The 11669-nt window shown below is 63.1% G+C and carries 17 protein-coding genes and 1 pseudogene; 9 read left to right on the plus strand and 9 right to left on the minus strand.

Annotated elements, in window-relative coordinates:
• The 7 genes and pseudogenes from WBH99_RS14050 to WBH99_RS14080 form a co-directional block, all read left to right on the plus strand.
• Nucleotides 1–370: pseudogene (locus WBH99_RS14050) on the plus strand (methyl-accepting chemotaxis protein); the annotation flags it as partial.
• A 23-nt stretch (nucleotides 371–393) separates the two neighbouring features.
• Nucleotides 394–966 (plus strand): chemotaxis protein CheW, encoded by a 573-nt coding sequence (locus WBH99_RS14055; RefSeq protein ID WP_424220763.1) that lies wholly within the window; start codon nucleotides 394–396, stop codon nucleotides 964–966.
• Between the two features lie 99 nt (nucleotides 967–1065).
• Nucleotides 1066–1668 (plus strand): chemotaxis protein CheD, encoded by a 603-nt coding sequence (locus WBH99_RS14060; RefSeq protein WP_424220724.1) that lies wholly within the window; start codon nucleotides 1066–1068, stop codon nucleotides 1666–1668.
• Between the two features lie 27 nt (nucleotides 1669–1695).
• Nucleotides 1696–2505, plus strand: a complete 810-nt coding sequence (locus WBH99_RS14065) for a CheR family methyltransferase (protein ID WP_424220725.1) — start codon at nucleotides 1696–1698, stop codon at nucleotides 2503–2505.
• Nucleotides 2502–3014 (plus strand): chemotaxis protein CheD, encoded by a 513-nt coding sequence (locus WBH99_RS14070; protein WP_424220726.1) that lies wholly within the window; start codon nucleotides 2502–2504, stop codon nucleotides 3012–3014. Before WBH99_RS14065 ends, WBH99_RS14070 begins: the two co-directional genes overlap by 4 nt.
• On the plus strand, nucleotides 3004–4107 hold the full coding sequence (locus WBH99_RS14075; RefSeq protein ID WP_424220727.1) for a protein-glutamate methylesterase/protein-glutamine glutaminase: 1104 nt from the start codon (nucleotides 3004–3006) through the stop codon (nucleotides 4105–4107). The genes WBH99_RS14070 and WBH99_RS14075 overlap by 11 nt, the downstream gene beginning before the upstream one ends.
• 32 nt (nucleotides 4108–4139) lie before the next feature.
• Complete coding sequence (locus WBH99_RS14080) at nucleotides 4140–4757, plus strand: chemotaxis protein CheC (RefSeq protein WP_424220728.1); 618 nt, start codon at nucleotides 4140–4142, stop codon at nucleotides 4755–4757.
• Here the strand turns inward: WBH99_RS14080 and WBH99_RS14085 are convergent, their stop codons facing one another.
• Nucleotides 4758–5501 (minus strand): Nif3-like dinuclear metal center hexameric protein, encoded by a 744-nt coding sequence (locus WBH99_RS14085; protein WP_424220729.1) that lies wholly within the window; start codon nucleotides 5499–5501, stop codon nucleotides 4758–4760.
• A gap of 10 nt (nucleotides 5502–5511) precedes the next feature.
• Here WBH99_RS14085 and WBH99_RS14090 point away from each other — a divergent pair, with 10 nt between their 5' ends.
• Nucleotides 5512–6660, plus strand: coding sequence for a Do family serine endopeptidase (locus WBH99_RS14090; protein WP_424220730.1), 1149 nt, complete (start codon nucleotides 5512–5514; stop codon nucleotides 6658–6660).
• A 4-nt stretch (nucleotides 6661–6664) separates the two neighbouring features.
• Nucleotides 6665–7480 (plus strand): class II glutamine amidotransferase, encoded by an 816-nt coding sequence (locus WBH99_RS14095; protein ID WP_424220731.1) that lies wholly within the window; start codon nucleotides 6665–6667, stop codon nucleotides 7478–7480.
• Here WBH99_RS14095 and tatC read toward each other — a convergent pair whose 3' ends face one another.
• The 8 genes from tatC to hisA all read right to left on the minus strand — a co-directional run bounded on the left by tatC (nucleotide 7481) and on the right by hisA (nucleotide 11668).
• Nucleotides 7481–8290: a twin-arginine translocase subunit TatC gene (gene tatC / locus WBH99_RS14100; RefSeq protein ID WP_424220732.1), complete on the minus strand. Its 810-nt coding sequence runs from the start codon at nucleotides 8288–8290 to the stop codon at nucleotides 7481–7483.
• A complete protein-coding gene (gene tatB / locus WBH99_RS14105; protein ID WP_424220733.1) occupies nucleotides 8287–8733 on the minus strand; it encodes a Sec-independent protein translocase protein TatB in 447 nt (148 codons plus the stop codon). Before tatB ends, tatC begins: the two co-directional genes overlap by 4 nt.
• Nucleotides 8734–8800: 67 nt before the next feature.
• A complete protein-coding gene (gene tatA, locus WBH99_RS14110) occupies nucleotides 8801–9034 on the minus strand; it encodes a Sec-independent protein translocase subunit TatA (RefSeq protein ID WP_424220734.1) in 234 nt (77 codons plus the stop codon).
• A 12-nt stretch (nucleotides 9035–9046) separates the two neighbouring features.
• Entirely contained in the window at nucleotides 9047–9397 is a 351-nt protein-coding gene (locus tag WBH99_RS14115) for a histidine triad nucleotide-binding protein (protein ID WP_424220735.1), read from the minus strand.
• 6 nt (nucleotides 9398–9403) lie between these two features.
• Entirely contained in the window at nucleotides 9404–9736 is a 333-nt protein-coding gene (locus tag WBH99_RS14120) for a phosphoribosyl-ATP diphosphatase (RefSeq protein ID WP_424220736.1), read from the minus strand.
• Entirely contained in the window at nucleotides 9733–10140 is a 408-nt protein-coding gene (hisI, locus tag WBH99_RS14125; RefSeq protein ID WP_424220737.1) for a phosphoribosyl-AMP cyclohydrolase, read from the minus strand. Before hisI ends, WBH99_RS14120 begins: the two co-directional genes overlap by 4 nt.
• A 5-nt stretch (nucleotides 10141–10145) precedes the next feature.
• Entirely contained in the window at nucleotides 10146–10907 is a 762-nt protein-coding gene (gene hisF / locus WBH99_RS14130) for an imidazole glycerol phosphate synthase subunit HisF (RefSeq protein WP_424220764.1), read from the minus strand.
• Nucleotides 10904–11668: a 1-(5-phosphoribosyl)-5-[(5-phosphoribosylamino)methylideneamino]imidazole-4-carboxamide isomerase gene (gene hisA, locus WBH99_RS14135; protein WP_424220738.1), complete on the minus strand. Its 765-nt coding sequence runs from the start codon at nucleotides 11666–11668 to the stop codon at nucleotides 10904–10906. The genes hisF and hisA overlap by 4 nt, the downstream gene beginning before the upstream one ends.
• Nucleotide 11669 lies beyond the last annotated feature (1 nt).

Here is an 11669-nt window from a genome sequence, read left to right on the forward strand (position 1 = left end):
GCTCGACGAGATCGTGCCGTCCATCAACAAGACTTCCGACCTGGTGCAGGAAATCGCCTCCGCCTCCCAGGAACAGTCCTCCGGCGTCGCCCAGATCAACAACGCCATGAGCCAGTTGAGCCAGGCCACCCAGCAGAATGCTTCCGCATCGGAGGAACTCGCCGCCACCGCCGAAGAACTCGGCGGCCAGGCCGAGCAGTTGCAGGACATCATGGGCTTCTTCACCATTGAAACCCATCGGAGTGGCCGTCCTGCAGCAGGCTCCCGCCTTGCCTCCAGCAGCGCTCATGCCCATGAAAGCAGGCCGCGTGCGGCGACGCCCAAATCTGCCGCGCAGCTCATCGATGAAAGAGACTTCGAAAAATTCTGAGTCAGGGGCCCCGCATGACTGAAATGATTACGCAAGTCCCTCCCCCGGCGGCGGGCGCCACGCGCCTCCCGCTGGCCGGGACGGATCACAGTCCACAGCAATATCTCACCTTCCTGCTGGGCGGCGAGATGTTTGCGGTGGGCATTCTCAACGTCAAGGAAATCATCGAGTACGGCATTGTGACCAGAATCCCCATGACGCCTCCCTTCATCCGGGGGGTCATCAATCTGCGCGGCAGCGTCGTGCCTATCGTGGATCTGGCGAGCCGTTTCGGCAAACCCCCCTCCAAGGTTTCGCGCCGCACCTGCATCGTCATCATCGAAGTCAATGAGGGCGAAGAGCGACATGACCTGGGTATCATCGTGGACGCCGTCTCCGAAGCGCTGGAAATCCCCAGCAGCGAAATCGAGCCGCCACCGACCTTCGGTGCCAATATCCGCTCTGACTTCATCACCGGCATGGGCAAGGTCAATGGCCGCTTTGTCATTATCCTCAATGTCGACCAGGTACTCTCGGTGGAAGAAATTTCCCTGCTCTCCCAGATGGCGGCCAGCGGCACGACGCCAGAGGCCGGCACCGAAGCCGGCGCTAGCTGACAAGGGGGCCAGCCCTTCCCCGAGAATGCTGACGCCAGGGAGCAGGCCGACCGGGAACGGGCCGGCGGCGACCCATTTTCAACCTTTCTGAAGATCCATTTGAGCTACGCCCATCTCCCCAGCCATGACATCGAACGCCTGTCACGCAGCATCGCCCCGGGCGCCTGGGGCATAGAAGCAGAACAGCCGCTGTCCACCTTGCTCGGCTCCTGTGTGGCCGTCTGCATGTACGACAAGGCCGCCCGCATCGGCGGCCTGAACCACTTCATGCTGCCGAATCTGCAGCGCACCCCCAACAGCGAGGTGGACGCCCTGCTGGCCGGCGACTACTGCATGGAAGCCCTGCTCAACGGCCTGCTGGCCAAGGGGGCGAAAAAGGCACGCCTGGAAGCCAAGGCCTTTGGCGGCGGCACCATCATCGAAAGCCTGGCCCGCGGCATGGGCATCGGCAAGCGCAATGCCGACTTCGCCCAGGAATGGCTGGAGCGGGAACATATTCCCCTGGTCGCCTCGGACTTCCTCGGCCCCTGGTCGCGCAAGATCCTGTTCGTGCCGGACACGGGTGATGCCTACTGCCGCCGCATGGTGACCAGCATGGCGACCGAAAGCCTGATCAAGCGGGAAACCGCCTACGCCGACACCCTGGCCCGCCAGATTGCCAACCGCTCCAGCGGCAAGGAGAAGAAGATTGAACTGTTCTGACGCCCAGCTAGATTGCAGAGCTGAACCATGATGAATACGGCCATCACCGACCAGGAGTTTGCCCTCTTCCAACGGCTGATCTACAAGATTGCCGGGATCAGTCTTTCCGATGCCAAGAAGGTGTTGCTGGTCGGTCGCCTGAGCAAGCGCCTCAAGGCCCACAATCTCGAAAATTTCAGCCAGTATTACCGCATGCTGGCGACCGGCGATCATCCCGAAGAATTGCAGACCATGGTGGATCTGCTCACCACCAACGAAACCTACTTCTTCCGCGAACCCAAGCACTTCGACTATCTGCGCGACGAAATCCTGCGCAAGTACCGGATTAGCGCCCCTTTTCGCATCTGGAGCGCCGCCAGTTCGACAGGGGAGGAAGCCTTTACCCTGGCCATGATGCTGGCCGAATACCTGCCCTCCAATCCCTGGGAGGTGCTGGGCACGGACATCAGCACCAAGGTACTGGCCAGGGCCCGCCTGGGTCACTACGCCATGGATCGCAACGAAGGCATCCCACCCGAATTCCTGAGCAAATACTGCCTCAAGGGCGTGCGCGCCCAGGAGGGCACCTTCCTGATTTCCAGCAGACTGCGCGAGCGGGTGAGCTTTTCCCAGGTGAATCTGACCCTGCCGATCGATCCGTCGATCGGGGATTTCGAAGTGATCTTCCTCAGAAACGTGATGATCTACTTCGATCAGGAAACCAAGACCAAGGTGATCAACCACCTGATGCCCCGCCTCAAGCCCGGGGGGCATCTGTTCATCGGCCACTCCGAGACCCTTTCGGGCATCCCCGCTCCCCTGAAGACGGTACGTCCCACGATTTACCAGAAACAATGAATCCGGCTCTCTACCAAGGCCCCCAGGTCTTTCTCGGGCCCGGGGATCTGTATTTTGGAACCGCCCCGCTGCAGATACACACCCTGCTCGGCTCCTGTGTCGCCATCACCCTCTGGCATCCCCGCCTGCATCTTGGCGGGATGTGTCATTTCGTCCTGGCGAGTCGGCAAAACCGCCGGGGCGAGCCCCCGGATGGCCGCTTTGGTGACGAAGCCTTCCTCCTCTTGCTGGACGACATCCGGCAACGGGCTTGCCGTCCCGCAGACTTTCAGGCCAAACTCTTTGGCGGTGGCCTGATGTTTGCCGGCCCCGGCACTCAACCGGATATCGGCAGTGGCAACATCGAGCAGGGACGCAAGTTGTTGCGGGAAGCCGGCATGCTCCTCGTTTCTGAACATGTGGGCGGCAGCGGCCGCCGCAAACTGACCTTCGACCTCGCAAGCGGCCATGTCTGGCTGGCCTTTCCCGAAGGCGAAGGCGCTTATCGCAGGAATCATAATGTCCAATAAAATCAAGGTCATGATCGTGGACGACTCGGCCCTGGTGCGCCAGGTCGTCGCCCAGGCCCTCTCGGAAGACCCGGGGATCGAAGTCATCGCCACCGCCTCCGACCCCATTTTCGCCCTGGAGAAGATGAAGACCCGGTGGCCCGATGTGCTCGTGATCGACATCGAGATGCCGCGCATGGATGGACTCTCCTTCCTCAGGAAGATCATGGCCGAGCATCCCACCCCTACCGTGGTCTGCTCCTCCCTGGCGGAACAGGGCGCCCAGGCCACCCTGGAAGCCCTCTCCGCCGGCGCGGTGACGATCATCACCAAGCCCAAGGTGGGCCTCAAAAGCTTTCTTGAAAATAGCTCCAACGACATCATCCAGGCCGTGCGCACGGCCGCCCGTGCCAATCTCAAGGCCATTTCCAGGAGCAGCCGCGCGGCCTCGGCGGGGATGCCCCCCAATCGCCCCAAGTTCTCCGCCGATGTGATGCTGTCTGCCGGCCCCGCCAACGGCGCCGCGATGGCCAGGACAACGGATCAACTGGTCGCCATCGGCACCTCCACCGGCGGCACCCAGGCCCTGGAGGCCGTGCTCACCCGCCTGCCCTCCACCTCCCTTGGCATCATCATCGTCCAGCACATGCCGGAAAAATTCACCGCCATGTTCGCCCAGCGCCTCAACAGCATCTGCCAGGTGGAAGTGCGCGAGGCCCGGAACGGAGACCGGGTGATTCCCGGCCGCGCCCTGATCGCCCCCGGCGGCAGGCACATGATGCTCAAGCGCAGCGGCGCCCAGTACATCGTCGAAGTGCAGGATGGCCCCCTGGTCAACCGGCACAAGCCCTCGGTGGATGTGCTGTTCCGCTCGGCCGCCAAGTTCGCGGGCGCCAACGCGCTGGGCATCATCATGACCGGCATGGGCGACGATGGGGCCCGCGGCCTCAAGGAGATGCACGATGCGGGTGCCAGAACCATCGCCCAGGACGAGGCCAGCTGCGTGGTGTTCGGCATGCCCAAGGAGGCCATCAAGCTCGGTGCGGCCGACCAGGTCCTGCCGCTAGAGCAGATACCAGGCGCCATCAGCGCCTATAGCCGGGCTTCGGTCTGAGCCCGGGACCCGATCTGGCCGGATTCTCCACCATGCACAAACTCACCGAACTCCAGCAGGACGCCCTGATTGAAGCCTTCAATATCGGCATTGGCCAGGCTGCCGCCAACCTTTCCGTGATCGTCCGGGAGCCGGTGCGGCTGTCGGTCCTCTCGGTCCAGATCGTCCCGTTCCAGGAAGCCTGCCAGCAGCTCGGCGACAACAGCGCCGAGCGCATCTGTGCGGTCAGCCAGCGCTTTTCGGGCTCTTTCGAGGCCACCGGCCTGCTGATTTTCCCTGAACATCAATCCCTGGAATTGGTGCGCCTGATGCTCAACGAATCCCTGAGCCTGCAGGAACTCACCGATCTGGAGCAAGATGCCATGAGCGAAATCGGTAACATCCTGCTGAACGCCTGCACCAGCGCCGTGGCCCGGTTTTTCTCCAGCTGCCTCATCAGTTCACTGCCCCATTACAGCCTCGGCTCGCCGCAAGACATCCTGCAACCGCATGCCCGGGAAACAAGGGATGCCGTGATGCTGTTGCACATCGACTTGCTGCTGGAAGCACGGCAATTGCGTGGCATGATTGCCTTCTTGCTCAATGGCGTCGCCATGGAGCAACTGCTGGGACAGATCAGCCAATTCCTGACCCGCCTCGATATCAGCTGATCAAGCGGGGTTCGCCAGATCCACGAATTCGCACGCCAGCCCCGTTTCCCGGCTCAGGAACTCCGCCAGCGCCTTGACGCCGAAGCGCTCCGTGGCATGGTGGCCGCAGGCCAGGTAGGCCATGCCGTGCTCCCGGGCCAGATGCGGGGTCTGTTCGGAAATCTCCCCTGAAAGATAGGCATCCACCCCCAGCGCTGCCGCCGCTTCGATATATCCCTGAGCGCCACCGGAACACCAGGCGATGCGGCGGATGGGGCGCTTTGCCTCGCCGATCACCAACGGCACGCGGCCCAGCACCTGCTCCAGGCGCCGCGCCAGATCTTCCAGGGGGGCGGGGCTCATGCTGCCCCACCAGACCAGGTCCTGATCGCCGCAGCGCCCTTGCGGCTGCCAGCCCATGGCCTGGGCCCATCGGGCGTTGTTGCCCAGCCCGGGATGGGCATCGAGCGGCAGGTGGTAGGCAATCAGGTTGATGTCATGCTGCAGCAAAGTCCCCAGGCGCCGGCGGCGCAGGCCCGTCACCCGCGGCGATTCGCCTTTCCAGAAATAGCCATGATGCACGATCACCGTATCCGCGCCCCGGCGGACCGCCTCGTCGAGCAAGGCCTGGCTGGCCGTGACGCCGGTCACGATGCGGAAAACCGCCGCCCGTCCTTCCACTTGCAGACCGTTTGGGGAATAATCACCGAATTTCGCGCTTTCCAGGACATCATCCAGGTAACGCACCAGTTCATCACGATTCATGGGCTCTCCTATGCGCAGGCTGTGGCTGATTTTTGCACAAACGACGACGGTAGCGCTGGCGCTGCTGTTTGTAGTGGCGACCCTCAAGCCCGAGTGGCTGGGCAAGCCCCAGGCGACCCTTGTCGCCTTGCAGGAGGCCCGCGTATCCGGCGGACCGGTGGCTTCTCAGGGTTTCCGCGATGCCGCCCGGCGCGCCCTGCCGACGGTGGTGCACATCTTCACCAGCCAGCAGGTCAGGACGCCGCGCCATCCCCTGCTCGATGACCCCATCTTCCGCCATTTCTTCGGCGAAGGCTTCGAGGATACCCCCCGGCGGGAATCCGGCCTGGGTTCCGGGGTCATCGTCAGCCCCAATGGCTACATCCTCACCAATTTCCACGTCGTCGATGCCGCTGACCAGATCGAGGTTTCCCTCGCCGATGGCCGCAAGATGAAGGCCAGGGTGGTGGGGTCCGACCCGGAATCCGATCTGGCCGTGCTCCAGGTCGAGGCCGACAAACTCCCGGCCATCACCTTCGGACAGATGGACGACGTGGGCGTGGGCGACATCGTGCTGGCCATCGGCAATCCCTTCGGCGTCGGCCAGACCGTCACCATGGGCATCGTTTCTGCCCTGGGCCGCACCCATCTGGGCATCAACACCTTCGAGAATTTCATCCAGACCGATGCGGCCATCAACCCGGGTAACTCCGGCGGCGCCCTGGTGGATGTGCAGGGCAACTTGATCGGCATCAACACCGCCATCTATTCCCGCACCGGCGGCTCCCTGGGCATCGGCTTCGCCATCCCGGTTTCCTCGGCCAAGCAGATCATGGAACAGATCATCCAGAACGGTCAGGTAATCCGCGGCTGGATCGGCGTGGAAGCCCAGGAAATCACCCCGGAACTGGCGGAATCCTTCGGCCTGCCGGATACGCAAGGGGCCCTGATCGCCGGCGTGGTGCGCGGCAGCCCGGCAGAGCAGGCCGGCATTCAGCCCGGCGACGTGTTGCTGACCGTGAATCAGCACGAAATTCACGATCCCCAGGCCATGCTGGATGTGATCGCTGCCCTGAAACCCGGCACAAAAGCCAGCTTCCGCCTGCGCCGGGCCAGGAACATCAGCACGGTCGAGGTCAAGATCGGCCAGCGCCCGGCCCTGCGTCGCAACCCGGAATGAGCCCATGTGCCAGTTACTGGGAATGAACTGCAATGTCCCCACGGACATCTGCTTCTCCTTCACCGGCTTCCAGGCCCGGGGCGGTGGCACCGATGTGCACAAGGATGGCTGGGGCATCGCCTTTTTTGAAGGCAAGGGCGTGCGGGTGTTTCTCGACCCCCAGCCCTCGGCCACCTCGGCCATCGCCGAGCTGGTGCGCCATTACCCGGTGCGCTCCCTCAATGTCATCGCCCACATCCGCAAGGCCACCCAGGGTGCCATCGGCCTGGAAAACACCCACCCGTTTCAGCGCGAACTCTGGGGCCGGTACTGGATATTTGCCCATAACGGCCACCTGGTGGATTTCTTTCCCGAATTCAACGGCGAATTCATGCCCGTGGGCCAGACCGACAGCGAACGGGCCTTCTGCTGGCTGCTCCAGTCCCTGCGCCGGCGCTTTGGCGCCACCTTGCCGGAAGAAGCCCCCCTGTTCGCCGCCCTGCACGAACTGACGCTGGAAATGACAGCTTCCGGCCAGTGCAATTACCTGCTTTCCTGGGGCGAGAGCCTGATAGCCCACTGCTCCACCCGACTGGCCTGCATCGAGCGCAAGGCCCCTTTTGCCCCGGCCCATCTCAAGGATCAGGACGTGAGCGTGGATTTTCAGGAAGTCACCCACCCCGACGACCGGGTGGCGGTGATCGCCACCACGCCCCTGACCGACAACGAGGACTGGCGGATTCTCACGCCGGGCACCCTCTGCCTGTTCCGGGACGGGTCCCTGGTGCGCGAGGCCGCCACCGCCGCCGGCCCGGCCAGTCCCCTGACTGGCAACGCCTGATCATTTTTCTTCCAGCTTCCTGTGCTGGGCCTCGGCCTCGTCCAGCGCCGCTTCCAGTTCCGCATCGCTCATGGGGGCTTCGGTATTGGACGAGGGCCGGCTCATGAATCCCGCCATGAGGATGCCCAGTTCATACAGCAGGCACATGGGCAGCGCCAGCATGAACTGGGACACCACATCCGGCGGGGTAAAGATGGCGGCGATGATGAAAGCCCCCACGATCACATAGGGCCGCACCTCCTTGAGCTTGGCGATCTCCACCAAGCCCGTGGCAACCAGCACGATCACCACTACCGGCATCTCGAAGGTGATGCCAAAAGCGATGAAGGTCGTCATCACGAACGACAGATATTTTTCGATATCGGTCATCCAGGCCACGCCTTCGGGGGCCACGCTCGCCATGAAGTGGAACACCGTGGGAAACACCAGGAAGTAGGCAAAAGCCATGCCGCAAAAGAAGAGCAGCACGCTGCTGACCAGCAGCGGCATGGCCAGGCGCTTTTCATGGGTGTACAGCCCAGGCGCCACGAAGGCCCAGATCTGGTACAGCACATAAGGCAGGGCGATCAGGAAGGCCACCATCAAGGCCACCTTCATCGGCACCAGAAATACCCCGACCACATCGGTCGCAATCATCTGCCCGCCCTGAGGCAAAGAGGCGATCAGCGGTTGGGCCAGCAGGGCATAGAGATCCTTGGCCCAGGGGAACAGGCACAGGAAAACGATCAACACCGCCCCCAGCGCACGCATCAGGCGATTGCGCAATTCCACCAGATGGGAAATGAAGGTATCTTCCGGGGCTGAGCTCATGCGACGGGGTGGGTCTGGTCGAACTTCGGGGGGAGCGAAGTCAGGGGCGAGGTTTCCACCGGCACGGGCTGCGGCCCGGGCTCGTGAGAGGCCGGCGCCAGGGTGGGCGGCTCGGTGGGCGGCTCGGTGCCCAGCTTCGATTCAGCCGGGGCAGGGCGGGCAGCTTCGCCGATAGCGCTGAAAGTGCTGCGGGCAGTTTCCATTTCCTCGCGAACCGAACTTTCCAGGGTCCGGGCGGATTCGAGCATCTGGGACTGCAGCTTTTTCAGCTCATCGAGCTGCATTTCCCGGTTGATGTCGGTTTTCACATCATGGACATAGCGCTGCAGGCGCCCGAGCAGATGGCCTGCCGTGCGGGCCACCTTGGGCAGGCGTTCAGGACCGATCACCACCAGGGCGACGACACCGATCACCATCAGTTCAGAAAAGCCGATATCAAACATGAGCGCTCAGCGACATGGACTGGGCATGAGGGCAGCGGGCCTTCAGCATCGCCACCCTTGAATCCAGTCAGCTCCGGGTCTTTTCCTTCGCTTCCACGTCGATGGTCTGGCCGCTGACCTGCGGCGGCGGCGAGGTCGGCTCGCCTGGCTTGGCCGGCTCGCCGGCTTCCTTCATGCCGTCCTTGAAACCCTTCACGGCGCCGCCCAGATCCTGGCCGATGTTGCGCAGCTTCCGGGTCCCGAACACGAGCATGACGATCACGAGCACGATGAGCCAGTGCCAGATGCTGAATGAACCCATGGTGTTGTCTCCTCAAATTTTCTTCAGCATGGGGCCGACCGGATCAGGGCCGCCCACGATGTGCATGTGCAGATGGGCAACCTCCTGGCCGCCCACCCGGCCGGTGTTGATGATGCAGCGAAAGCCGTCGGGGCTGCCATTGTCCCGGGCCAGCTGCTGCGACACCGCCAGCATCCGCCCCAGTACGGCTTCGTCTTCCGGCGTGGCCTGGGCCAGGGAATCGATATGCTTCTTCGGGATCACCAGAAGATGGGTGGGACGCTGCGGGTGGATGTCGTGAAAGGCCAGGACCCGATCGTCCTCATAGGCCTTCCTGGCGGGAATCTCGCCCCGCACGATTTTGCAGAAGATACAGTTTTCCATAAGAGCCTACCTGATGATGTCCCGGGCTTTCTTTTCATCGATGCCGGAAATGCCCTCCCGGCGGCGCATTTCCTGGGCCACGTCCTCGATCGAGAGGCCGTAGAAGGCCAGCAGCACCAGCACATGATAGATCACGTCGGTGGATTCCCAGACGATGTTGAGGCGCTTGCCTTCCTTGCCGGCCATGATCAGCTCGGCGCATTCCTCGCCGATCTTCTTCAGGATCGAATCCGGGCCCTTGGCAAACAGCTGGGCGGTGTAGGAAGTCTCCGGGTCGGCATGGCGGCGGGAGGCCAGCGTTTCGGAGAGGCGGTGAAAGATGTCGTGAGAGGTGTTCATTTTGCGTAAATTTCCTTGGGATCTTTCAAAACCGGATCAACGGGAATCCAGCGTTCGCCTTGCAATTCAAAGAAAAAGCAGCTTTCCCGCCCGGTGTGGCAGGCGATGCCGCCTTCTTGTTCGATATTCAGCAGCAACGCATCCCCGTCGCAGTCGGCGCGGATGGAGCGGATTTTCTGGTAATGGCCCGACTCCTCGCCCTTCTTCCACAGACGCCCCCGCGAACGAGACCAGTATACTGCGTTGCCGGTGCGCACCGTTTCCTGCAGGGCATCCCGGTTCATCCAGGCAAACATCAGCACCCGGCCGCTGGCCTCGTCCTGGGCAATGGCGGGAATCATTCCGTCCTTGTCCCACTTCAGGGCGTCGAGCCAGGGCTGGCTGGCCTCCATGTCGTCGCTCATGATCGTTACAGCCGCACTTCGATGCCCCGGGCCGCCATGTGTTCCTTGGCCTGGCGCACGGTGTATTCGCCGAAGTGGAAGATGGAGGCGGCCAGCACCGCATCGGCGCGGCCCAGGCTGACGCCATCGGCCAGATGATCCAGATTGCCGACCCCGCCGGAAGCGATCACGGGAATTGCCACCGCGTCCGCCACGGCCCGGGTCAGGGCCAGGTCGAACCCGTTCCTGGTGCCATCCCGGTCCATGCTGGTCAGCAGGATTTCGCCGGCCCCCAGGGCTGCCACTTTTTTAGCCCACAGGATGGCATCCAGCCCCGTGTCGTTACGGCCGCCATGGGTGAACACATGCCAGCTGCCGGGCGCCACCTGCTTGGCGTCGATGGCGACCACGATGCACTGGGAACCCACTTTGGCGGAGGCTTCCGCCACCAGATCCGGATCCTGCACCGCGGCAGTATTGATGGAAACCTTGTCGGCCCCGGCATTGAGCAGGCGGCGCACGTCGGCCACCTGGCGCACCCCGCCGCCCACGGTGAGGGGAATGAAGACCTGGCGGGCGCAGGCTTCGATGATGTGCAGGATGATGTCGCGCTCGTCGCTGGAGGCGGTGATGTCGAGAAAGGTGATCTCGTCGGCCCCTTGCTCGTCGTAGCGGCTGGCGATTTCCACCGGGTCGCCGGCATCGCGCAGGGCAACGAAATTGGTGCCCTTCACCACCCGGCCAGCCGTGACGTCGAGACAGGGGATGATGCGTTTGGCCAGCATCAGTTGCCAGCCGCCTGGGTCGGCGCCTGGCTTGCCGCATCGGCCGCGGCCTGGGCCAGCTTGAAATCCAGGGAGCCGTCGTAGATGGCCCGGCCGGCGATGGCGCCGACCACCCCCTCGGATTCCACGGCGCAGAGGGCCTTCACATCCTCGATGCTGGACAGGCCGCCGGAGGCGATGACGGGAATGGACAGGACCTGGGCGAGGCGCAAGGTGGACTCCACGTTCACCCCGGAGAGCATGCCGTCCCGGCCGATGTCGGTATAGATGATGGCCTCGACCCCGTAATCCTCGTACTTGCGCGCCAGGTCGATCACTTCGTGGCCGGTGAGCTTGGACCAGCCATCGGTGGCGACCTTGCCCTCCCTGGCATCGAGGCCGACGATGATGTGGCCGGGAAAGGCGATGCAGGCATCGCGCAGGAACCCCGGATTCTTCACGGCAGCGGTGCCGATGATGACATAGGTCAGGCCGTCGTCCAGGCAGCGCTCGATGGTATCCAGGTCACGGATGCCGCCGCCCAGTTGCACGGGAATGCGGTCACCCACTTCGTCGAGGATGGCCTGGATGGCAGACTCGTTCTTGGGCTTGCCGGCGAAGGCACCATCCAGGTCCACCAGATGCAGGCGGCGGGCGCCCTGATCCAGCCAGTGGCGGGCCATGTCAGCCGGGTTTTCGGAGAAGACGGTGGCCTGTTCCATCAGGCCCTGCTTCAGACGGACACACTGGCCGTTCTTCAGGTCAATGGCGGGAATGATGAGCATG

Origin of the sequence: Azovibrio sp., from assembly GCF_049658005.1 — a bacterium.
Lineage (GTDB): Bacteria > Pseudomonadota > Gammaproteobacteria > Burkholderiales > Rhodocyclaceae > Azovibrio.